This window comes from Variovorax sp. Soil_C_39 (genome assembly GCF_057656815.1).
Genome location: NZ_JBDGJQ010000016.1, coordinates 60,580 through 82,341, shown reverse-complemented (window position 1 = coordinate 82,341; position 21,762 = coordinate 60,580). Strand labels below are relative to the sequence as shown.

Below are 21,762 nucleotides of genomic sequence, written 5' to 3'. Positions count from 1 at the left end.
CTCGCCTAACGAAAAATGCCCCGCTCTCGCGGGGCATCTCGATCTAAGCGGGCGGCAGACTATTTACACAGACTGTTCGTGCGGGCCTTTTTGCTTTGGCGCGGCCGGATAATTCAACGCCATGATCAAGCTGTTTGTCGGCCTCGGCAATCCGGGGCCCGAATACGAAGCCACCCGACACAACGCAGGGTTCTGGTGGATCGATGCGCTCGCGCGCGACTGGAAGCTCCACCTCATGCCGGAGCGCAGCTACCACGGGCTGGCGGCCCGCGCGAACATCAACGGACAAAGCGTCTGGCTGCTCGAGCCGCAGACCTTCATGAACCTGTCGGGCAAGTCGGTGGCCGCGCTCGCACGCTTCTTCAAGATCGCGCCCGAGGAGATCCTCGTGGTCCACGACGAGCTCGACGTGGTGCCCGGCCAGGCCAAGCTCAAGTTCGGCGGCAGCCATGCAGGCCACAACGGGCTGCGCGACATTCACGCCCAGCTCGGCACCGGCGACTACTGGCGCCTGCGCCTGGGCATCGGGCACCCCGGCGTGAAGTCGGAAGTGGTCAACTGGGTGCTCAGGAAGCCACTCAAGGAGCATCGCGACGCCATCGAGGACGCGATCGTGCGCACGCTGCATGCCGCCCCTGCCCTGGTGGCGGGCGAGATGGAGAAGGCCACGCTCCTGATCCACACGAGCAAACCGCCGCGACCCAAGCCGCCACGGCGCGAACCCGGCGATGGAGGCGCGCCCGCCGCCACCTGACAAGCCGGCCCCGAGAGTGCAGGAGAAGAAAGAAGAAAAGGGAGAGAAAAACAATGCAGAAAAATGCAGAAAGCAGAAGCAGGCCCCGAAGAGGGCGCGCTGGCGCAGCCTTCGCCACGGCCGCGATTCTTTCGATCGCATGCGGTGTCTCCGGCGCCCCCGCATGGGCCCAGGGCTCGACGGCCTACCGCTGCGGCAACACCTACGGCGACCAGCCCTGCGCAGGCGGACAACGCCTGAAAGTGGACGATGCGCGCAGCGACGAGGATCGCCGCGCCGCGGAGGCGGCCACCCGCAGGAACGAAGCGCGCGCCGACCAGCTCGAGCGCAGCCGCCTGGCCCTGGAGCGGGGCGCCTACGAGCGCGACCAACGCGCAGCGCGCGAAGCCCGCCAGGCAGCCGTCGCCGAACGCAGGCTCGCAGCCTCCGAACGGCTCGCCGACGCGCGCGAGCGCAAGCTCGCGCTGGAACCGCGCGGGTCGAGCGCGCGGTTCGGCGGCGGCGTGCCGGCGGGAAAGCAGGCCTCTTCGCCCGATGGCAGCAAGAAGAAGAAGCGAAGACCGCCGAGCGGGTCAGGGGTTCGTTGAATGCGCCGGCGGCGTCGATTCACCGGCAGCCGCCGCTGCTGCGGCTGCAGCTTTCGCCGCGGCGAGGCGCTCGAACTTCTGCCACAGCGTCTCGCGGCTCTCCACATGCTCGGGATGGATGGGGATGCACGCGACCGGGCACACCTGCACGCACTGCGGCTCGTCGAAGTGGCCCACGCACTCGGTGCATTTGCGCGGATCGATCTCGTAGAACTCGGCGCCCATGTAGATCGCATCGTTCGGGCACTCGGGCTCGCAGACATCGCAGTTGATGCATTCGTCGGTGATCATGAGAGCCATGCCCGATTATCGCGAACAAGGCACGCCTATTGCGTGAGTCGGGTTATGCTGCGCCCCGTCCCATGAGCCTGTTCATTCTCAAGCGCCTCGCCACGCTGATCGGCACGCTGATCGGCGCCTCCGTCATCGTTTTCCTCGTCCTGGAGATCCTGCCCGGCAATGCCGCGCAGTTGCTCATGGGACCCGACGCCGCGCCCGAGGCGGTGGCTGCGCTCGCTGCCAAGCTCGGCCTCGACCAGCCCGCCTGGACCCGCTACTGGCACTGGATCGCCGGTCTGCTGACCGGCGAACTCGGCGACAGCTATGCCTACAGCTCGCCGGTGCTCGACTTGATCCTCGAACGGCTCGCGCTCACCGTGCCGCTCGCGCTGCTGGCGATGGCCTTCACCACCGTGCTCGCGCTGCTGGTCGGCGTGACCGCGGCGGCGCGCCACAACAAGCTCGGCGACGTGGGGCTCATGGGCCTGACGCAGGTGGGCGTCGCCATTCCCAACTTCTGGTTCGCGATCCTGCTGATCCTGGTGTTCTCCGTCCAGCTCCAGTGGTTCTCGGCGGGCGGCTTTGGCGGCTGGAGCGAAGGCATCTTCGCGGGCTTCAAGTCGCTGCTGCTGCCGGCGCTGTCGCTGGCCGTGGTGCAAGCGGCGATCCTCGCGCGCATCACGCGGTCGGCGGTGCTCGAGGTGATGCGCGAGGACTTCGTGCGCACCGCACGCGCCAAGGGCGTCTCGCAGCGCGCGGCACTCTGGACCCATGTGCTGCGCAACGCCATGATCCCGGTCGTCACAGTCATGGGCATGCAGTTCGCCGAACTGCTCGCCGGCACCATCGTGATCGAGAAGGTGTTCTACCTGCCCGGCCTCGGGCGGCTCATCTTCGAGGCCATTGGCAACCGCGACCTGATCGTGGTGCGCAACTGCGTGATGCTGCTCGCGGCCATGGTGGTTATCGTGAATTTCGTGGTCGACGTGCTGTATGCCGTGATCGACCCGCGCATCAAGGCCAGCGATATATGAGCGCCACCACAGTCCCGAGCGCAGCGGCGCTCAAGGTCCCCGGCTTCTGGCGCCGCGCACTGCGGCACCGCAGCTTCGTCATAGGCGGCGTGCTCACGCTGTTGCTGCTCGTCGCGGCCGCCCTCTCGCTGGTTTGGACGCCCTTCTCGCCCTACGAGATCGACATGGCCAACAAGCTGCAGCCGCCGTCGGGCACGCACTGGCTCGGCACCGAGGCCTATGGCCGCGACGTGGCCTCGCTGCTGCTCGTGGGCGCGCGCGCCTCGATCCTCGTGGGCGTGATCGCGGTCGGCATCGGGCTCGTGATCGGCACCGCGCTCGGGCTCCTGGCCGCGGCACGGCGCGGCTGGGTCGAGGAAACGATCATGCGGCTGACCGATTTCACGCTCGCGTTTCCGGCCATCCTGTCGGCCATCATGATGACGGCCGTGTTCGGCGCCGGCATCGTCAACGCGATCATCGCGATCGGCATCTACAACATCCCGACCTTCGCGCGCATCACGCGCGCATCGGCCAACGCCATCTGGTCGCGCGAGTACGTGGCCGCGGCACGCGCCTGCGGCAAGGGCCCGTTCGCCATCACGATGCAGCACGTGCTGCCGAACATCTCGGCCGTGCTGATCGTGCAGATCACCATCCGCTTCGCGATCGCGATCCTGGCCGAGGCGGCACTGTCGTTCCTGGGCCTGGGCACGCAGCCGCCGCAGCCTTCGTGGGGCCGCATGCTGAGCGAGGCGCAGACGATGATGTTCCAGTCGCCGCTGCTCGCGGTGTTCCCGGGCATGGCGATCGTGCTGGCAGTGCTCGGCCTCAACCTGCTCGGCGACGGCCTGCGCGACCTGCTCGACCCGCGCCTCGCGCGCGCCCGGTGACCGGCATGCCACTTCTCCAAGTCAAGGACCTGCACATCGAACTGCAGACGCAGCGCGGCCCCGCCGAGGCCGTGCGCGGCATCGACTTCACGCTCGAGCGCGGCGAGACGATGGGCATCGTGGGCGAATCGGGCTGCGGCAAGTCGATCACGGTGCAGTCGCTGATGGGGCTGCTGCCATCGACCGCACGGGTCAGCGGCAGCATCCGCTTCGACGGCACCGAGCTCGTCGGACAAGACGAAAAAACCATGTGTCGCATCCGCGGCAACCGCATCGGCATGATCTTCCAGGAACCGATGACGGCGCTGAATCCGGTGCACACCATCGCGCGCCAGGTCGGCGAGCCGCTGCGGCTGCACCGCGGTCTGTCTCGGGCCGACGCCCGCAAGGAGGCGCTGGCGCTGCTCGAGCGCGTGGGCATTCCCGATGCGGCGTCGCGGCTCGATGCCTATCCGCACCAGTTCTCGGGCGGCCAGCGCCAGCGCATCGGCATTGCGATGGCGCTGGCCTGCGGACCCGACCTGCTGATCGCCGACGAACCCACCACCGCGCTCGACGTCACGATCCAGAAGCAGATCCTCGCCTTGATCCAGGAACTGGTCGCGGAACGCGGCATGGCGCTGATCCTGATCTCGCACGACCTCGGCGTGATCGCCCAGAGCGTGTCGAAGATGCTCGTGATGTACGGCGGCAGCGTGGTCGAGAGCGGCCCGACCGAGGCCGTGTTCGCCGCGCGCGCGCATCCGTACACCCAGGGCCTGTTCGCCGCACGCCCGGCGCTCGGTGCGCCGCGCGGCGTGCGCCTCGCGACCATCCGCGGCAGCGTGCCCGAACTCGTCGACCTGCCGCCCGGCTGCCCGTTCGCGGGCCGCTGCCACTACACCGTCGACGCCTGCCACGCGATCCGCCCGCCGCCCGCCATGCTGCGGAACGAGCATGCCGTGCGCTGCATCCGCCTGCCCGAGATCGCCGCGGAAGGCGCACTCGCACCATGAACCAGACCAACGAAGCGTCGGCCGCACCGCTGCTGCTCGAGGTGAAAGACCTCGTGCGCCACTACGCGCTGCCGCGCGAGAGCCTGTTCGGAGCCCCACCGCTCGTGAAGGCGCTCAACGGCGTGAGCTTCGAGGTGGCAGCGGGCCGCAGCCTCGGCATCGTCGGCGAATCCGGCTCGGGCAAGTCGACCATCGCGCGCCTCGTGATGGCGCTCGACACGCCCACGTCGGGCAGCGTGCACATGCTGGGCCGCGACCTGCACCGGCTGCCGAAGCGCGAGCTGCGAACCGCGCGGCGCGATTTCCAGATGGTGTTCCAGGACCCCTACGGCTCGCTCGACCCGCGCCAGACGGTGGCGCGCGTCGTGGCCGAACCGCTCGAGGCGCTGGCCGAGACCGGCCGCGCCGAGCAGCGCGAGCGCGCGGCGGAAGCGCTCGCCGCGGTGGGCCTGCGCAGCACCGACATGGACAAGTACCCGCACGAGTTCTCGGGCGGCCAGCGCCAGCGCATCGCGATCGCGCGCGCGCTCATCACGCGTCCGAAGCTCATCGTGGCCGACGAGCCGGTGAGTGCGCTCGACGTGTCGGTGCAGGCGCAGGTGCTCAATCTCATGCAGGACCTGCAGCAGCAGTTCGGCATCAGCTACCTGCTCATCAGCCACGACCTCGCGGTGGTCAACCACCTCTGCGACGAGGTCTGCGTGGTGTGGAAGGGGCAGATCGTCGAGCAGGGTCCGCCCGGCGAGCTCTTTCGCCATGCGCAGCATCCGTACACGCGCACGCTGCTCGATGCCGTGCCGCGCGCACCCGCCGGCGGCACCGTGCTCGCGGCCTGAACCGGTCCGGCCGAAGCCGCATCCGGGAACGTCCCGAGGAAAAACCACCCGGCGCGGCCATCGGCTTCGCCTTCGCTGCGAGAGAATGAGCCCGCCGCGCCTGGCATCTTTCGTGCTGCGTGCATTTCATCGTCATTCCGGAGATCACAACGTATGTTGAACCGTCGCACCCTCCTTGCCACCGCTGGCGCCACCGTGGCGCTGGCCTCCCCCGTTGCCGGCATGGCGCAGGGACGGAAGGACGCCATCGTGATCGGCATGGCGCTCGAGCCGCCGGGCCTCGACCCGACCGCCGGGGCCGCAGCCGCGATCGCGGAGATCGTGCACTACAACATCCTCGAGACGCTGACCAAGATCAACGTCGACGGCAGCGTCACCCCGCTGCTGGCCGAGAGCTGGGAGGTGTCGCCCGACCTCAAGACCTACACTTTCAAGCTGCGGCGCGGCGTCAAGTTCCAGAACGGCGAGCCGTTCAATGCGAGCAGCGTGAAGTTCTCGTTCGACCGCGCTGGCGGCGAGAAGAGCACCAACAAGGACAAGCGCACGTTCCAGAACCTGAGCACCCAGGTGGTCGACGAGCACACGGTGGTCGTCATCAACAAGGAGATCGACCCCGACCTGCCCTTCGTGCTGGGCCAGGCCACCTCGGTCATCGTCGAGCCCAAGAGCGCTGACGCCAATGCCACCAAGCCCGTGGGCACCGGCCCCTACAAGCTCGACAACTGGGCCCGGGGTTCAACGGTCACGCTGAGCAAATGGGAAGGCTTCCGCAGCCCCGCCACGGCGAAGATCAACAAGGTGACCTTCCGCTTCATCGCCGACGCCGCGGCGCAGGCGGCCGCGCTGCTGGCCGGCGATGTCGACGTGTTCACCCGCATCGGCACGCGCGTGGTGCCGCAGTTCAAGATGAACCCGCAGTTCCAGACCATCCTCGCGGGCTCGCGCGCCAAGACCATCCTGTCGATCAACAATGCCAGGAAGCCGCTCGACGACGTGCGCGTGCGCCGCGCGATCCTGGCGGCGATCGACCGCAAGGCCGTGATCGAAGGCGCGGCCGATGGTTTCGGCGTGCCGATCGGCAGCCACTACGTGCCCGGCGCGGCGGGCTACGTCGACACCACCGGCGTGAACCCGCACGACGTGGAAAAGGCCAAGAAGCTGCTCGCCGAAGCGGGCGTGAAGACGCCGCTCGAACTCACCTTGACCCTGCCGCCGCCGCCGTATGCGCGCCAGGGCGGCGAAGTGATCGTGGCGCAGCTCGCCAAGGTCGGCATTCGCGTCAAGGTGCAGAACGTCGAGTGGGCCCAGTGGCTCAGCGGCACCTACGGCAACAAGGACTACGACCTCTCGATCGTCTCGCACGTCGAGCCCTTCGACCTCGGCAACTATGCCAAGGCCGACTACTACTGGGGCTACCAGTCGAAGGCCTTCAATGCGCTGTTCGACAAGATCAAGAGCACCGGCAATGCGGCCGAGCGCAACAAGCTGCTCGGCGAGGCGCAGAAGATGCTGGCCGCCGACGCGGTCAACGGCTTCCTGTACCAGCCGCAGTTCCCGACCGTGGCCAAGAAGAACGTGAAGGGGCTCTGGAAGGAGAACCCGATCTTCGTCAACGACCTTTCGGCGCTGTCGTGGGGATGAGCACCGGCGTGGCTTCCCGCTCTTCCCGGTTGAACGAACTCTCGGCACAGGAACTCTCCGCCGCCTACCGCGGCAAGGCGCTGTCACCGGTCGAGGTCACGCAGGCCGTGATCGCCCACATCGAGCGCTGGGAGCCGCATCTGCAGGCGACCTGGCTGTTCCGCCCCGAGGCGGCGCTCGAACAGGCGCGCGCCTCCGAGTCGCGCTGGCTGCGTGGCGAGCCACTCGGGCCGCTCGACGGCGTGCCAGCCACCATCAAGGAAAACATCGCGACGCGCGGCGACCCGATGCCGGCCGGCACGGCCGCCACCGACCTGCAGCCCGCAGCCGCCGACGCACCGCCAGCCGCGCGGCTCAAGGAAGCCGGCGCGGTGATCGTGAGCAAGACCACCATGCCGGACTACGGCATGCTGTCCTCGGGGCTGTCGAGCTTCCACACGCTCGCGCGCAACCCGTGGCACCTCGGCAGCACGCCGGGCGGTTCGAGCGCCGGCGCCGGCGCCGCGGCGGCCGCCGGCTACGGTCCGCTGCATCTGGGCACCGACATCGGCGGCTCGCTGCGCCTGCCGGCCAGCTGGTGCGGCATCTTCACGCTCAAGCCCAGCCTCGGTCGCATTCCGATCGACCCGCCGTACATGGGCCGGGCCGCAGGGCCCATGACCCGCAGCGTCGGCGACGCGGCACTGATGATGCAGGTGCTCTCGCGTCCCGACGCACGCGACAGCATGAGTCTTCCGCCCGAAGCCGTCGACTGGGCCGCCTTCGACGTCTCGCCCGACCATCTGCGCGGCCTGCATGTCGGGCTGCTGCTCGATGCCGGATGCGGGCTGGCCGTCGACCCCGAGATCCAGGCGGCGGTCGAGCATGCGGCGCGGCTGTTTGAAAAAGCCGGTGCCATCGTCGAGCCGATCCAGCCGTTCATGTCGCAGGCGATGCTCGACGGCATGGACCATTTCTGGCGCATGCGCTCGCTCGTGGACATGAAGGCCCTGCGCGCCGACCAGCGCGCCAAGGTGCTGCCCTACATTCGCGAATGGGCCGAGAGCGCCGCCGAGTTCAGCGGGGAGCATGTGTTTCGCGGCTTCAGCCAGTTCCATGCAACGCGCGTCGCCGCGGTGCAGGCCTGTGCGCGCTTCGACTACGTGATCTCGCCGGTGTCGCCGAACATGCCGGCGGCCGCGGAAGCGCCCTCGCCCACCAACGATCCGCTGCGGCCGCTCGAACACATCGGCTTCACCGTGCCGTTCAACATGTCGGAGCAGCCGGCGTCGTCGGTGAACTGCGGCTATGCGGCGAGCGGGCTGCCGATCGGCCTTCAGATCGCCGGCCATCGCTTCGACGACCTCGGCGTGCTGCGCGTGTCGCGTGCGTTCGAGCAGGTCTGCGATGCCCAGCGGCCCTGGCCGCTGCCGCCAGCGCGCTGAGCGGCAGCGCCGTCAGGCAAGCTGGCTTGCAAGCATCTCGCGCGCCCGCGTCACGAACGCAGTCTCGCCCCGGCGGCCGGGCAGCAGCTGGAACGTGACGCGCGGCAAGGCCGGCAGGCCGTGCGGCGGCGCCAGCGGGGCCACGCCCTCACAAGCCGCCGATTCGTTCAGGCAGGCCACGCCAAGGCCCGCCGCCAATGCCGACTGCAGCCCCGCCACGCCCGACGCCACATGCGCCAGCACATAGGGCACGCGGCGCCGCCGCAGCAGTGCCACCGTGAACTGGTGCAACGAACAATTGTCCGGCAGCGCCAGCAGACGCAGCGGTTCGCCGCGCACGCGCCGCAGGCCCGTGGCGCCCAGCCATGCGAGCGATTCGCGCCGGATCACCGGTGGCTTCGCCGCGCCCGGACCCGCGGGCGTGCCGGCGATGTGCATGCCGAGCGCCACGTCGAACTCCCCGCCGGCATAGGCCGCCCGGAGCGCGTCGCTCTTCAGGATGCTGACGTGCAGGCGCACCTTCGGATAGCTCTCGCCGAGGCGGCCGAGCAGCCGCGTGAGGTCGCCGGGGCGGAAATAGTCGGTCACGGCGAGCCGCAGCTCGCCCTGCAGGGTCTCGCCGCGCAGGTCGCGAAAGGCCTCGTCGCTGAGCGCGAGGATGCGCCGCGCATAGCCCAGCAGCCGCAGCCCCGCCTCGGTCGGTGCCACGCCCGCCTTGCTGCGCGTGAGCAATGACTGGCCCGCGCGCTCCTCGAGCTTGCGGATCTGCTCGCTGACCGACGACTGCGAGAGGAACACGCGTGGCGCAGCCGCCGTGAGGCTGCCAGCCTCCACCACGGCGGCCAGCGTCCGAAGCTGCTCGAGATCGAAGTTCTGCATCTTTTCTATCCATCGGCAATGTCGATGGATGCCATCATATCTTCCCGCTTTTCCGATGAACAGCGACTGCCCACAATGAACCCATCGAATCAACCAAGGAGTTCCAGATGCCGCATATCGTTGTCCACCTTTCGGGCGAACCCGATGCCCAGCTCACCCGCAAGACCGTCGATGCGGTCGCCGAACTGACCCAGAGCGTGCTCGGCAAGCAATTGCCGGTGATCGCCATCACGGTGCAGTACATCCCGGCCGATGCCTGGTTCATCGGCGGGCAGCCGCTGGCGTCGCTGGGTCGGTCGGCGTTCCATCTCGACATCAGCGTCACCGACGAGACCAACACCAAGGCCGAGAAGGCGCGCTACCTGCGCGAGGTGCATGCCGCCATGCAGCGGCTGCGGCCCGATCTGCACGAGGTGTCGTACATCCACGTGATCGACGCGCGCGGCGCGGCCTATGGCTACGGCGGCAAGACGCAGGAATACCGCCACCAACAGGCCGGCGTTTGAAGGCTGAGGCGGGGCATGGCACCATCCGGCCATGCCCACCGCCCACTCGCACGCCGACAGCTTCGGCAATCCGCTCACGCTCGACGATGCCGCGAGCCTGCCGCTGGTCGAAGACTTCGTGATGGGCTTCGTCGCGACCGAGGCGCGTGCCGCCAACCTGCTCGCACTGGCCGAGCACGACATGAGCCCGATCGTGCAGGCCTACTGCGCCACGCTGCACCTGTTTGCCGAATCGCGCGATGCCGCGGCGCATGCGCGCCCCTTCCTGGCGCGTGCATCGGCCGGCTCGGCACGCGCCACGCCGCGCGAGCGGCGCTACATCGCTGCCATCGAAGCCTGGGCCGAGGGCGACATCGCACAAGCCATCGCGCTGCACGAAGAACAGGCCCGCGCGCATCCGCGCGACCTCGTGTCGCTGAAGCTCGGGCAATACCATTGCTTCAACACCGGCGACTGCCCCGGCATGCTGCGGCTCGCGCTCGCTGCGCTGCCCGCCGCGGCCGACGTGCCCCAGGTGCACGGCATGGCCGCCTTCGGCTACGAGCAATGCCACCTGATGCGCGAGGCCGAGGCGAGCGCACGCCGCGCCATCGCCATGTGCCGCAAGGAGCCCTGGGCGCACCATGCACTCGCGCATGTGATGCTCACCGAAGGCCGGCTCGCAGAGGGGCTGGCCTTCATGCAGGGCGTGGCCGACACCTGGACCGGGCTCAACTCGTTCATGGTCACGCACAACTGGTGGCATGTGGCGCTGTTCCTCATCGAGCTCGACCGCGACGCCGAGGCGCTCGCGCTGTACGACCGCGAGGTCTGGGGCGTGGCGAAGGACTATTCGCAAGACCAGATCGGCGCCGTCTCGCTGCTCGCGCGGCTGGAACTGGCGGGCATCGACGTGGGAGCGCGATGGCACGACGTGGCGGCGCATCTGCTGCAGCGCCAGGCCGACCACGTGCTGCCCTTTCTCGACTTGCAGTACCTCTACGGCCTCGCACGCGCGGGCCGAACTGAAGCCGATGCGCTGCTCGGCAGCATCGAGGCGCATGCGCTGCGCGCGCCGCCTTCCACGCGCACGGCCTGGGCACAGGTGTGCGTGCCGGCGGCGCACGGCCTGCTCGCCCACGCACGCGGGGAGTTCGCGGCTGCGATCGAAGGCCTCGGCAGTGCACTGCCGCGCCTGCTCGAGATCGGCGGCAGCCATGCGCAGCGCGACCTGTTCGAGCAGCTGTACCTCGATGCGCTGGTGCGCGCCGGCAGCCGCGCCACGCTCACGGCCGCGCAGGGGATCCTGCAGCAGCAGCGCAATGGCCAGCCGGAATCGCTGCGATTGCGACGCCAGTCAGGCGCGGTGTATGCGCGCCTCGGGCTGCCGGCTTTGGCCGACTGCGGCTGAACGCGCCTTAGCGCGTGGCCAGGTGCCGGGTCTGGTCGTAGACCGGCTGCGGCGGCAGGTCGGCGAGATGCCGCGTGTCGGCCCAGTCGACGATCTCGATCGCGTCGGGGCGCGCGGGATCGGCCATGCGGATGCGGTTGAAGCCGGCGTTCGGTATGTCGCTCTGGCGCGGTCCGCTCAGGCTCTGCCCACGTGCGGTGCGCCACACCATGTCGAGCACGCCGCCGTGCGTGACCACCACCACCCGCTGGCCGCGGTGCGCGGCCGCAAGGCTGCCGAGCGCGGCGACGATTCGCGCATGGAATTCGCGCGCCGACTCGCCCTGCGGCATGGCATGGTCCTCGCGGAACTCCAGCCATTGCGCCCAGGCATCCGGATGCTGCGCCTGGATCTCCTCGGCCCGCATGCCTTCGACGACACCGAAATGCTGCTCGCGCAGACCGACGGACGTGACCACCGGCAGCGACAACTGCAGCGCCGCCGGGGCCGCCGTCTGCTGGGCGCGCAGCAGGTCGCTGCTGACGAGGTGCTGCGCGACTTCGCCCGCGAGCCGCAGGCCCAGGCGCCGCGCCTGCTCGTGGCCGATGTCGTTGAGCGGCACGTCGGCATGGCCCTGGAAGCGCAGTTCGCGGTTCCAGGCGGTTTCGCCGTGGCGGATCAGGATGAATTCGGTGGAAGTGGCGGCTTCGGGTGCGGTGGTGGGCATGGGATGTCCATTGTCCATGGCCTGCGTGACGTTCAGGCCGCCGGCCGCGCCGTGTGTTGCGGCGCCGCCACCGGCGCGCCCGGCGCACACGCGCGCAACGATGGCGCAGAATCCGCAACATGCCCCAACTCGTGCTGCTGCCCGGCCTCGCCTGCGACGAGCGCCTCTGGGAAGCCCAGCTTCCGGTCCTGCCCGCCGTGCTCGCAGCGCGCGTGAGCGACGCCCACATGCGCCACGACACCATCGAGTCGATGGCCGCCGCCGTGCTGCGCGAGCACACCGGCGCGCTGGTGCTCTGCGGCGCCTCGATGGGCGGCATGGTCGCGATGGAAGCTGCGCGCCAGGCGCCCGAACGCATCGCCGGCCTGGCGCTCCTGGGCACCAACGCGCGGCCCGAGACGACCGAAATGGCCGAGCTGCGCCAAGGCGCGATCGAGTTGTTCGAGCGCGGCGAGCTGCGCGACGTGATCGAACCCAACACCGTGTTCGCCTTCCATCCCGCGCAGGCGGCCGACGAGGCACTGGTGCAGCGCTACCTGGAGATCGTGCTCGACGCCGGGGCGCAGCAGCTGGTGCACCAGAACCGCGCGGTGATGCGGCGTCCCGACGCGCGGCAGCACCTGCCTTCGCTGCGCATGCCGGTGCTGCTGATGTGCGGCGACACCGACCGGCTCACGCCGCCCGAATGCACGCGCGAGATGGCCGCGCTGGTGCCGCATGCGCAGCTGGTGTGGGTGCCGCAGTGCGGCCACATGCTCACGATGGAGAAGCCCGCGTTCGTCAACGCGGCGCTCGCCGCGTGGCTGGCTCAGTGGAGCTGACCGCCGGTCTCGCGCACGTCCTGCTCCACGGCCAGCGCGGTCGCTACCGCCACGCGCAGCGCCGCGACCATGGTGGCGAGCGACATGCTCGGCGCGCCGGGAAAGCGCGCCGCCTGTTCGGGCAGGTACGGAATGTGGATGAACCCGCCGCGCAGCCCCGGCACCGGCTGCGTGGCGATGCGGTGCATCAGGCCGTAGAAGAGGTGGTTGCAGACAAAGGTGCCGGCGGTGTTCGACACTGCAGCCGGGATGCCCGCGGCACGCAGGTCGCGCACGATGGCCTTGATCGGCAGGCTCGAGAAATACGCCGCAGGTGCGCCGGGCACCACCGGCAGGTCGATCGGCTGGCGGCCGGCGTTGTCGGCGATGCGGCCGTCGTCGACATTGATGGCCACGCGCTCGGGCGTGATCTCGGCACGGCCGCCGGCCTGGCCGACGCACAGCACCAGGCGCGGGCGCAGTTCGTCCATCGCAGCCGCCAGCGCTTCGATGGCCGCGCCGAACGCGCAGGGCATGCGCCGCGCATGCACCGTGGCCTGGCCGCACTGCCAGCCGTCGAGCGCGTGCACGGCCTCCCAGGAAGGATTCAGCGCTTCGCGGTCGAAGGGATCGAAGCCGGTCAGCAGGACGTTGTTTCGCTGCGCCACGGATGCCTCCTCAGTGATTCACTGCGCGCAGCGCACACGTACGGCACATGAAACGCAACGGGGGTCCAAGCCAGCGCACCCGTGGAACGGGCTCCGCCCGGCCACTGGGTGCGCCCCCCAGTGGGGGGAGGCGCCGCAGGCGCTTCGGGGGGCGTCTCATCCCGCGCGCACGGCGATGCCCTCTTGCGCGAGCCGCTCGCGAATGCGGCGCGCAAAGGCCAGCGCATGGGCCCCGTCGCCATGCAGGCAGACGGTCTGGGCATTGACCGGCACGCTGCTGCCGTCGATGGCCGTCACCTTGCGGTCGCGCACCAGCGAGAGCGTCTGCGCGAGCGACTGTTCCTCGTCCTCGATCAGCGCCCCGGGCTGGCTGCGCGGCACCAGGCTGCCGTCGGGCATGTAGCCGCGGTCGGCGAACACTTCTTCGACCGGGGTCAGGCCGGCGCGCCGCGCGGCGTCGATCATGCCGCTGCCCGCAAGGCCGAAGAACTTCAGCGCGGGATCGAAGCGCCGCACGGCCTCGCACAGCGCGTCGGCGAGTTCGGGTTCCTTCACCGCCTGGTTGTAGAGCTGGCCGTGCGCCTTGACGTGCGAGAGCCGGCCGCCCTCGGCCTTGACGATCGCGGCCAGCGCGCCAACCTGGTAGAGCACGTTGGCGACGATCTCGTCGGGCGGCAGGTGCATGGTGCTGCGGCCGAAGTTCTCGCGATCGGGAAAGCTCGGATGGGCGCCGATGGCCACGCCGTGTGCCAACGCCCAGCGCACGCACTGCTGCATGGTCTTGGCATCGCCCGCATGCCAGCCGCAGGCGATGTTGGCGGAACTCACAAGCCCGAGCAGCGCTTCGTCGCTGCCCGCGCCTTCGCCGAGGTCGGCATTCAGGTCGATTTGCATGGGATCCCTTCCTTTGCTTCGAGGCGCGGGGCGCCACGGCACCGGCCATGCGCTTGCGCTCGCACAGTCTATGCCGACGATGGCCAGCCCGCCGCCGCAAGCCCTTGCGCCACCTGCGCGAGGTAGCGCTGCTGGCCGGCCCACGCTTCGAGCGCAGCGGTCAGGTCGACCTGCACCAGCCGCAGCCGGCCGGCAAGTGGCGCCTGCGCGAGCTTCCAGAGGTCGGCACGGATCACCACGCCGATGCGCGGATAGCCGCCGGTGGTCTGCGCGTCGCCCATCAGGATGATCGGCTGGCCCGAGGGCGGCACCTGGATGGTGCCGGGGATCACGCCCGACGAGAGCATGTCGATGCTGCGCTGGCGCTGGAGCTCGGCGCCTGCGAGCCGGCTGCCCATGCGGTTGCTCTGCGGCGTGATGCGCCAGCGCTCGCGCCAGAGCAACGCCTGCGCGGCCGCGGTGAACTGGTCGAACTCCGGGCCCGGCAGCACGCGCAGCGCGATGGTTTCGGTGCCCTCTTGTTCTTCTTCGTCGTCGCCCCACACCGGGCCGCGCAGCCCGAACGGGCGCCGCGCGCGCTGCGCGGCTGTGAGCGGCGAGGCGCCGAGCCCGAGCCGGTCGCCCTTGCGCAGCGCACGGCCCTGGTGGCCGCCGAAGCCGGCTTTCAGGTCGGTGCTGCGCGAGCCGAGCACCGGCGGCACGTCGATGCCGCCGGCCACCGCGAGCCAGCTGCGCAGGCCCGCCTTCTTCGCGCCGGCTGGATTGGCGCCCGCGAGGGTCAAGGTCTGGCCCGCTGCCACCGGCACGCTCCAGCAGGGCCACAGCGGCGTGCCGTCGAGCCTGGCACCGAAGCCGTCGCCCGCGAGCGCGATGCGCGTGTCGGATTCGAAGCGGATCTCGCAGCCGCCCATGGTGATCTCGAGGCCTGCGGCGGCATCGGCATTGCCCACCAGCCGGTTCGCGAGCGTGAGCGCGAGCACGTCGAGCGCGCCGCCGGGGCAGATGCCGAGCTGGCGGTGCCCATGGCGCCCGAGGTCCTGCACCGAGGCGAGCATGCCCGGCTTCTGCACGACGATCATGTCTGCACGCTCTCGACGATGAAGCGCACGCGGTCGCCCGGGCGCAGCAGCGTGGGCGGCTCGGCCGACGGGTCGAAGAGTTCGAGCGCGGTGCGGCCGATCAGCTGCCAGCCGCCCGGCGACACCAGCGGGTAGATGCCCGTCTGCTCGCCGCCGATGCCGACCGAGCGTGCCGGCACCGCCGTGCGCGGCTCGGCCCGGCGCGGCGTGGCGAGCTCGGGCGGCAGCCCGCCCATGAAGGCAAAGCCCGGCAAAAAGCCGAGCAGGTAGACCACATAGTCGGCGCCGCTGTGGCGCCGCACCACTTCGGCCGGCGTGAGCCCCGTGTGCGCCGCGACGTCCGCCAGGTCGGGCCCGTGCTCGCCGCCGTAGGCCACGGGAATCTCCACCGTCCGGCCCTCCACCGCAGTGGCCGAGAGCCTGGGCCACACATCGGCCACGCGCGTCATCAGCGCATCGATGGCCGTCACGGTGGGATCGAAGGTCAGCGTGAGGTTGTTCATGCCCGGCAGCACCTCGCCCACGCCGGGCCACTGCTGCACCTCGGCGCCGAGCGCCCAGATGCGCTGCTGCTGCGCCAGGGTGGCCGGTGCGGGCAGTTCGCACAGCAGCGCCGCATCGCCCAGCGCATGCAGGCGCGGCACGGGCGATCGGCTACTGCTCACTGGCGCATCTTTGGTGCGGTGCTCATTCACGCCCGAGGCTGCGGACCTTCTCGGCGAGCTGCTTCTCCACGTCGTCCGAGACGAACTTGTGGACTTCACCGCCGAGCATCGCGATCTCGCGCACGAAGGTGCTCGAGATGAACTGGTACTTGTCGCTCGGCGTGAGGAATACGGTCTCCACGTCGGGCATCAGCGAGCGGTTCATGCCGGCGAGCTGGAACTCGTAGTCGAAGTCGGTCACCGCGCGCAGGCCGCGCACCATGGCCTTGCCGCCGCGCGCCACGACGAAGTCGCGCAGCAGGCCGGAAAAGCTCTCGACGGTGACGATGCCGCCATAGGGCTCGACCGCATCGCGCGCCATCCCGATGCGCTCCTGCAGCGAGAACAGCGTCTTCTTGTGGTGGCCCGCCGCGACAGCGACGATGACACTCGAAAAAAGTTGGGTTGCGCGCCGCACCACGTCCTCGTGGCCGAGGGTGATGGGGTCGAAGGTGCCGGGATAAACCGCGATCACGTTGCTGGCCATGGTTGCTTTTTCCTCATGCAGCCGGTGCGGCTTGGTCGGCGGATTATGCAGCCGCCTGCGCGGCGTGCCGCAGCAGGTGCGCGTGCACCGCGCCCGCTTTCAGGTAACGAAATTCGACGAGGCCGAGCGCGGCAAGCGCTTCGGCGCTCCAGCGCTGCGGTGCCTCGAGGTAGATCGCGCCGCCGGCTTTCGCCGCGCGCGCCGCGGCCCGCAGCGCGGGTTCGTAGAGCGCCGTGCTCTCGAACGGCGGGTCGAGGAACACCGCGTCAAGGGTGCCAGCAGGCGCACGCTCGAGCGCGCTGGCGCCGTTGCCGCGCTCGATGCGCACGGCCTCGGCCGACAGCTTGGCCTTCGTGGCCTGCAGCTGCGCCACCAGCGCCGCATCCTGTTCGCACAGCAGCACGCTCGCGGCGCCGCGCGAGGCCGCTTCGAAGCCGAGCGCACCGGTGCCGGCGAAGGCGTCGACGCAGTGCCAGCCCGGCAGCTCGCCACCGCCGACACCGGCCAGGCTCGCGAGCCAATTGAACAGCGTTTCGCGCACCCGGTCGGGCGTGGGTCGCAGGCCGGGTTTGTCGGCAACGGCAAGGCGGGTGCGCTTCCATTGGCCGCCGATGATCCGCACCTCGTGCGACCGCGCGGACTTCCGCGCAGGCGCTGGCGACGATCGGGCGGGCGCGCGCGGGGCTGCGGCGTCTTTCTTCTTCTGGGGCATGCGGCAAGCTTAACGCGCCGCGCAGGGCCGACCTACAGGCCGGCGATCGCCCGCCGCGCCAGCGCCACGGCCAGCAGCAGCATGGTGCCGCCGATCAGCATGTCGAGCACCTGCCAGGCGCGCGGCCGCGCAAACACGGGCGAGAGCCGGCGCGCACCGAAGCCGAGTGCCGAGAACCACAGCGCGCTCGCGAGCGCCGAACCCGCGACGAACCACGCCTTGAGCGGGCCCGCGTACTGCGCCCCGGTGCCGCCCACGAGCAGCACGGTGTCGAGGTACACGTGCGGGTTCAGCAAGGTGAAGCCCGCAGCCTGTGCGAGCACCGCGGCGCGCGAGAGCGGCAGCCCCTCTGCCACCGTGCGCAGCGCGCCCGTGTGCCGCGAGCGCCAGAGCGCGCGCAGCCCGTAGCCGCCAAGGAACAGCGCGCCAAGGCCCGCGAGCACGGCGGCGAATGCCGGCCGGCCTTCCAGCGCCTGCGCCATGCCGGCCACTCCTGCTGCAATCAGCACCGCATCGCTCGCCGCGCAGAACACCACCACGGCGCTCACATGCTCCCGCCGCAGGCCCTGGCGCAGCACATAGGCGTTCTGCGCGCCGATGGCGACGATGAGCGCAAGGCTCAGGAAGAGCCCGTTGGCGAAGGCGGCAGTGACTTGTTCGAACGGCATGGCGCCGAGCTTGCCGCCGTGCACCGATTAATTCAAACTAAACTTCCTAAGCCTTCTTCAGTTTTTCTAACTCCCTCCCGACCGATGCTCGACTACGCCGCCCTCCATGCCCTGGCCGCCGTGGTCCGCGAAGGCAGCTTCGAGCGCGCCGCGCGGTCGCTGAACGTCACGCCCTCGGCAGTCTCCCAGCGCGTGAAGCTGCTCGAAGAACGCACGGGCGGCGCGCTGCTGGTGCGCGGTGCGCCGTGTGTCGCGACCGAGGCCGGGCAGCAACTCTGCCGCCACGTCGAGCGCGTGGGCATGCTCGAGCACGAACTGCGCGACGCCCTGCCCGCGCTCGGCATGGGCGGCAAAGCCGGAGAGCGCGTCACGGTGCGCGTGGCCGTCAACGCCGACAGCCTGGCAACCTGGTTCATGGCGGCGGCCGCGGCCTTTGCGCGGCAGGAGGCATCGGCACTGCTCGACCTGACCGTGGACGACCAGGACCACACCGCCGAGCGGCTGCGCAGCGGCGCCGTGCTGGCGGCCGTCACCGCGCTCGCGCAGCCCGTGGCCGGCTGCAACAGCGAGCCGCTCGGCACCATGCACTACGTGGCGGCCGCAAGCCCCGAGTTCGTCAGCCGCCACTTCGCCAAGGGCGTGGGCGCGCGCACGCTCGCGAATGCGCCGAGCCTGGTGTTCGACCGCAAGGACCGGCTGCAGGCGCGCTGGGTGCGGCGCGTCTGCCACCGCAGCGTCGAGACGCCGCGGCATTGGCTCCCGTCGGCGCACGGCTTCGTCGACGCCGCACTGGCCGGCATGGGCTGGGGCATGCATCCGGCCAGCATGGTGGCCGATGCCCTGCGCAGCGGCGCGCTCGTCGAGCTGGTGCCCGGTTCGGCGCTGCAGGTGCCGCTTTACTGGCAACAGGCGCGCGCGGCGCCGGCGCTGCTAGAGCGTCTCAAGGCAGCGGTGCGTGAAGCGGCCCGCAGCGGCGCGCACGCGCTGCGCTGAAGGGCCGCGTGCCGGGCCTCTTCAGCGGCTGCCGCCCACCACCACCGTCACCATGCGCGCGGGCTGCAGCTTGCGCGTGAATGCGGCGCGAATGTCGGCGGCCGTGACGGCTTTCATGCGCGCAGTCCAGGTGTCGAGGTAGTCGAGCGGCAGATCGTGCCAGGCGATGTTGGCGACGTTACCGAGGAGCTTGCGGTTGCTGTCGAGCAGCAGCGGAAAGCCGCCGATGAGGTTGTCCTTCGCGGCCTGCAGCTCGCTGGCGGTCGGGCCCTCGGCCACGAACTTCGCCAGCACCTCGCGCGCGACCTTCACCGCGTCTTCGGCCTGGTCGGGCCGCGTCTGGAAGCCCACGCGGAACGCGCCCGCGCCGAGCCCCGGCGCAAAGCCGCTGTAGACGCTGTAGGCCAAGCCGCGTTTCTCGCGCACCTCGTCGGTCAGCCGCGAGACGAAGCCGCCGCCACCGAGCACGTAGTTGCCGAGCGTGAGCGCGAAATGGTCCGGGTCGTTGCGCGGATAGCCGGGCTGGCCGATGAACACATGGGCCTGGGCCGACGAGAACGGGATGCGCTCGTCCTTCGGTGCTGCGAGCGCCTCGACCGGCGCGATCGCGGGCAGCGGCGTGCAGGCCTCGGGCCCGGGCAGCCGCGAGAGCAAGGTGGTGGCCACGGCCTCGGCCTCGGCGCGCGTCACCGCGCCCACGATGCTGAGCTTGGCGCGGCACGGCACGATGAGTTGCCGGTAGCGCTGGCGCATGGCTTCGGTGTCGATGCGCGCAAGCGTGGCCTCGGTGACCTCTTGCCCGTAAGGATGGCTGCCATACACGGCCTGCGAGAACGCGCGGCCCGCGATGGTCGCGGGCTTGGTGTTGGCCTCGCGCAGCGCCGCGCCGATGCGCTCGCGCTCGCGCCGCCAGACATCGTCGGGAAAGGCCGGCTCGCCGATCTCGCGCGCAGCGAGCGCCACCGCCTTGGAGAGCAGGGCCGGCTCCGCGAGCGTGCGCAGCGAATAGCTCGCCCGGTCGTTGCCGACGCTGGTGTCGAACTGCGCACCCAGATCGGCCCAGGCCTCGCCGAGCGCGTTTTCGTCGAGCGCCGGCTCGCCGTTGCGGCCAGCGGCCACGCCCTTCTCGACCATGGTCGCGGTCGTACTCGCAAGGCCGGCCTGCGCCGCCGGATCGCGCCGGCTGCCGGCATCGAAGTCGATCTGCACGTCGACGATCGGCAGCGCATGGGTGGAGACGAGATAGACCTTGGCGCCGCTCGGGAGCGTCCAGTGCTCGATCGGAAGTGCCGCGTGGGCGGCGTTCATCGCTGCGACGGCTGCAATGGCGCCGAACAGCGCGGCGCGCAGGAGAGTCTTGATACGGTTCATCGGGGTTCGACGCCTTTCAGCGCATTTCGCCTTGCGGTGCCGCGAAGCCGCGGCCGCGGGGTTTGGCTTCGAGCGGCAGCGGGCGCAGGGTGGCGACCGTGAGCTGGTCGTCGCCGAAGTACTTTGCGGCCACGGCCTGCACCTGGGCAGGCGTCACGGCCTGCAGCTTCGCGATGATCTGCGCGCTGGCGTCCAGCGGCAGGCCCTGCACCCAATTGCTGCCGAGTTCGCGCGCCTGCGCCATGACCGAGTCGCGCTTGTAGGTCTGGCTCGCCACCCATTGCGTCTTGACGCGCGCGAGCTCGGCATCGCCCACGCCGTCTTTCGCGATGCGCGCCACCTCGGCCCGGAGCGCAGCCTCGACCGCTTCGGGCGTTTTGCCATGTGCCGGTACGCCCACCAGCGTGAAGAGCTGCGGTCCGCGGCCGACCAGGCCCGAATAGGCCCCGACGGAATCGGCCACGCGATCGGCGCCCTGTGTCAGCGCGCGGTCGAGCCGCGAGCCGGTGTAGCCGTCGAGCACGGCCGACAACACCTCGAGCGACCACACGTCGCCGTCGGTGGTCTCGATGTCCTCTAGCTTCGGGATGCGGAACGCGAGCGATACGTAGGCCTGCTCGGCCGGCGCCTTGAACTCGATGCGCCGCATGCCGCGCTGTTCGGGCTCGGTGCGCGGCTTGCGCGGCGGCACGGCGCGCGCGGGGATGCTGCCGTAGTACTTCTCGGCCAGTGCGCGCACCTTGTCGACGTCGACATCGCCGGCCACCACCAGGGCGGCATTGGCGGGCACGTACCAGCGGCGGAAGAACGCGCGCGCGTCGTCGGGCGTCATCGCGTCGAGGTCGCTCATCCAGCCGACGATGGGCCGGTGGTAGGGCGAGGCCATGAAGACCGCCGCATTCTGCTGCTCGCCGAGCAGCGCGCGCGGCTGGTCTTCGGTGCGCAGGCGGCGCTCTTCCTTGACCACCTCGATCTCGCGCTTGAACTCGTCGTCGGGCCACTGGTTGTTGGCGAAGCGGTCCGACTCGAGCTTCATGATCTGCTCGAGGCTCTCCACGGGAATCTGCTGGTAGTAGCCGGTGGCGTCGCGCGAGGTGAACGCATTCTCCTGCCCACCCAGCGCCGCGACCCGGCGCGAGAACTCGCCCGGCTTGATCTGCTTGGTGCCCTTGAACATCATGTGCTCGAGCACATGCGCCACGCCCGAGGTGCCGTCGACCTCGTCGACGGACCCGACGCGGACCCACAGCATCTGCACCGCCGTGGGCGCGCGGCGATCGGGTTGCACCAGCAGCGTCATGCCGTTGGCAAGCGTGAACTGCCGGGGAGTGGATGCCGCGGCGGCGGCGTTGGAGGGAGAGGCGGCGGAAACCGGAGGGTTTTGGGCCAGTGCAGGCATGGCCCAGAGCGCCGAAAGCGCCATCGCCAGCACCGCACCAGACGCAACACGACGTGGCGAGGGGTGTTTCATAGAATGGGTCGG

The 21,762-nt window shown here is 70.1% G+C and carries 24 protein-coding genes; 12 read left to right on the top strand and 12 right to left on the bottom strand.

Translation table 11 applies throughout. The annotated features are described in order from the left end of the window. Positions 1-121 precede the first annotated feature (121 nt). Both pth and AC3A6J_RS26055 read left to right on the top strand, forming a co-directional pair. Positions 122-754, top strand: coding sequence for an aminoacyl-tRNA hydrolase (gene pth, locus AC3A6J_RS26060; protein ID WP_487862905.1), 633 nt, complete (start codon positions 122-124; stop codon positions 752-754). A 242-nt stretch (positions 755-996) separates the two neighbouring features. Further along, a complete protein-coding gene (locus AC3A6J_RS26055; RefSeq protein ID WP_487862904.1) occupies positions 997-1,341 on the top strand; it encodes a hypothetical protein in 345 nt (114 codons plus the stop codon). On the opposite strand, the gene AC3A6J_RS26050 is transcribed toward AC3A6J_RS26055, so the two are convergent. Further along, positions 1,327-1,641, bottom strand: a complete 315-nt coding sequence (locus tag AC3A6J_RS26050; RefSeq protein WP_487862903.1) for a YfhL family 4Fe-4S dicluster ferredoxin — start codon at positions 1,639-1,641, stop codon at positions 1,327-1,329. The two genes, AC3A6J_RS26055 and AC3A6J_RS26050, sit on opposite strands and share 15 nt — an antisense overlap. A 62-nt stretch (positions 1,642-1,703) precedes the next feature. On the opposite strand from AC3A6J_RS26050, the gene AC3A6J_RS26045 reads away from it, so the two are divergent. From AC3A6J_RS26045 to AC3A6J_RS26020, 6 genes are all read left to right on the top strand, one after another. Next, positions 1,704-2,654 (top strand): ABC transporter permease, encoded by a 951-nt coding sequence (locus AC3A6J_RS26045; RefSeq protein WP_487862902.1) that lies wholly within the window; start codon positions 1,704-1,706, stop codon positions 2,652-2,654. Continuing rightward, entirely contained in the window at positions 2,651-3,526 is an 876-nt protein-coding gene (locus AC3A6J_RS26040) for an ABC transporter permease (protein WP_487862901.1), read from the top strand. Before AC3A6J_RS26045 ends, AC3A6J_RS26040 begins: the two co-directional genes overlap by 4 nt. Positions 3,527-3,531: 5 nt before the next feature. Beyond that, positions 3,532-4,521 carry an ABC transporter ATP-binding protein gene (locus tag AC3A6J_RS26035; protein WP_487862900.1) on the top strand — a complete coding sequence of 330 codons (990 nt, stop codon included), beginning with the start codon at positions 3,532-3,534 and terminating at the stop codon, positions 4,519-4,521. Continuing rightward, on the top strand, positions 4,518-5,357 hold the full coding sequence (locus AC3A6J_RS26030) for an ATP-binding cassette domain-containing protein (protein ID WP_487862899.1): 840 nt from the start codon (positions 4,518-4,520) through the stop codon (positions 5,355-5,357). The genes AC3A6J_RS26035 and AC3A6J_RS26030 overlap by 4 nt, the downstream gene beginning before the upstream one ends. 153 nt (positions 5,358-5,510) lie before the next feature. Further along, the gene (locus AC3A6J_RS26025; RefSeq protein ID WP_487862898.1) at positions 5,511-6,998 is read left to right on the top strand and encodes an ABC transporter substrate-binding protein; all 1,488 of its coding nucleotides are present in this window, start codon (positions 5,511-5,513) and stop codon (positions 6,996-6,998) included. Continuing rightward, on the top strand, positions 6,995-8,422 hold the full coding sequence (locus AC3A6J_RS26020) for an amidase (protein WP_487862909.1): 1,428 nt from the start codon (positions 6,995-6,997) through the stop codon (positions 8,420-8,422). Before AC3A6J_RS26025 ends, AC3A6J_RS26020 begins: the two co-directional genes overlap by 4 nt. A 12-nt stretch (positions 8,423-8,434) precedes the next feature. On the opposite strand, the gene AC3A6J_RS26015 is transcribed toward AC3A6J_RS26020, so the two are convergent. Further along, the gene (locus AC3A6J_RS26015) at positions 8,435-9,301 is read right to left on the bottom strand and encodes a LysR family transcriptional regulator (RefSeq protein WP_487862897.1); all 867 of its coding nucleotides are present in this window, start codon (positions 9,299-9,301) and stop codon (positions 8,435-8,437) included. A gap of 107 nt (positions 9,302-9,408) precedes the next feature. Here AC3A6J_RS26015 and AC3A6J_RS26010 point away from each other — a divergent pair, with 107 nt between their 5' ends. Then, a complete protein-coding gene (locus AC3A6J_RS26010) occupies positions 9,409-9,807 on the top strand; it encodes a tautomerase family protein (RefSeq protein ID WP_487862896.1) in 399 nt (132 codons plus the stop codon). A gap of 31 nt (positions 9,808-9,838) precedes the next feature. After that, positions 9,839-11,197, top strand: coding sequence for a tetratricopeptide repeat protein (locus AC3A6J_RS26005; RefSeq protein ID WP_487862895.1), 1,359 nt, complete (start codon positions 9,839-9,841; stop codon positions 11,195-11,197). Between the two features lie 7 nt (positions 11,198-11,204). Here AC3A6J_RS26005 and AC3A6J_RS26000 read toward each other — a convergent pair whose 3' ends face one another. Beyond that, positions 11,205-11,903, bottom strand: coding sequence for a histidine phosphatase family protein (locus tag AC3A6J_RS26000; protein ID WP_487862894.1), 699 nt, complete (start codon positions 11,901-11,903; stop codon positions 11,205-11,207). A 119-nt stretch (positions 11,904-12,022) separates the two neighbouring features. Between AC3A6J_RS26000 and AC3A6J_RS25995 the strand changes: the two genes are divergently transcribed. Beyond that, on the top strand, positions 12,023-12,724 hold the full coding sequence (locus AC3A6J_RS25995; protein WP_487862893.1) for an alpha/beta fold hydrolase: 702 nt from the start codon (positions 12,023-12,025) through the stop codon (positions 12,722-12,724). Here the strand turns inward: AC3A6J_RS25995 and pcp are convergent. From pcp to AC3A6J_RS25960, 7 genes are all read right to left on the bottom strand, one after another. Beyond that, positions 12,712-13,371 (bottom strand): pyroglutamyl-peptidase I, encoded by a 660-nt coding sequence (gene pcp, locus AC3A6J_RS25990; RefSeq protein ID WP_487862892.1) that lies wholly within the window; start codon positions 13,369-13,371, stop codon positions 12,712-12,714. The two genes, AC3A6J_RS25995 and pcp, sit on opposite strands and share 13 nt — an antisense overlap. Positions 13,372-13,527: 156 nt before the next feature. Then, positions 13,528-14,265, bottom strand: a complete 738-nt coding sequence (gene pxpA, locus AC3A6J_RS25985) for a 5-oxoprolinase subunit PxpA (protein WP_487862891.1) — start codon at positions 14,263-14,265, stop codon at positions 13,528-13,530. A gap of 68 nt (positions 14,266-14,333) precedes the next feature. Further along, positions 14,334-15,344 carry a 5-oxoprolinase subunit C family protein gene (locus AC3A6J_RS25980; RefSeq protein WP_487862890.1) on the bottom strand — a complete coding sequence of 337 codons (1,011 nt, stop codon included), beginning with the start codon at positions 15,342-15,344 and terminating at the stop codon, positions 14,334-14,336. Then, on the bottom strand, positions 15,341-15,988 hold the full coding sequence (gene pxpB / locus AC3A6J_RS25975; protein WP_487862908.1) for a 5-oxoprolinase subunit PxpB: 648 nt from the start codon (positions 15,986-15,988) through the stop codon (positions 15,341-15,343). The genes AC3A6J_RS25980 and pxpB overlap by 4 nt, the downstream gene beginning before the upstream one ends. A gap of 43 nt (positions 15,989-16,031) precedes the next feature. Continuing rightward, complete coding sequence (coaD, locus tag AC3A6J_RS25970) at positions 16,032-16,535, bottom strand: pantetheine-phosphate adenylyltransferase (RefSeq protein ID WP_487862889.1); 504 nt, start codon at positions 16,533-16,535, stop codon at positions 16,032-16,034. 43 nt (positions 16,536-16,578) lie between these two features. Further along, complete coding sequence (locus AC3A6J_RS25965; protein WP_487862888.1) at positions 16,579-17,247, bottom strand: RsmD family RNA methyltransferase; 669 nt, start codon at positions 17,245-17,247, stop codon at positions 16,579-16,581. 32 nt (positions 17,248-17,279) lie between these two features. Continuing rightward, positions 17,280-17,915: a LysE/ArgO family amino acid transporter gene (locus AC3A6J_RS25960; RefSeq protein ID WP_487862887.1), complete on the bottom strand. Its 636-nt coding sequence runs from the start codon at positions 17,913-17,915 to the stop codon at positions 17,280-17,282. A gap of 84 nt (positions 17,916-17,999) precedes the next feature. Here AC3A6J_RS25960 and AC3A6J_RS25955 point away from each other — a divergent pair, with 84 nt between their 5' ends. Next, on the top strand, positions 18,000-18,908 hold the full coding sequence (locus tag AC3A6J_RS25955; RefSeq protein ID WP_487862886.1) for a LysR family transcriptional regulator ArgP: 909 nt from the start codon (positions 18,000-18,002) through the stop codon (positions 18,906-18,908). Between the two features lie 21 nt (positions 18,909-18,929). On the opposite strand, the gene AC3A6J_RS25950 is transcribed toward AC3A6J_RS25955, so the two are convergent. Both AC3A6J_RS25950 and AC3A6J_RS25945 read right to left on the bottom strand, forming a co-directional pair. Further along, a complete protein-coding gene (locus tag AC3A6J_RS25950) occupies positions 18,930-20,279 on the bottom strand; it encodes a M16 family metallopeptidase (RefSeq protein ID WP_487862885.1) in 1,350 nt (449 codons plus the stop codon). Positions 20,280-20,295: 16 nt separating this feature from the next. After that, positions 20,296-21,750 (bottom strand): M16 family metallopeptidase, encoded by a 1,455-nt coding sequence (locus AC3A6J_RS25945; RefSeq protein WP_487862884.1) that lies wholly within the window; start codon positions 21,748-21,750, stop codon positions 20,296-20,298. Positions 21,751-21,762 lie beyond the last annotated feature (12 nt).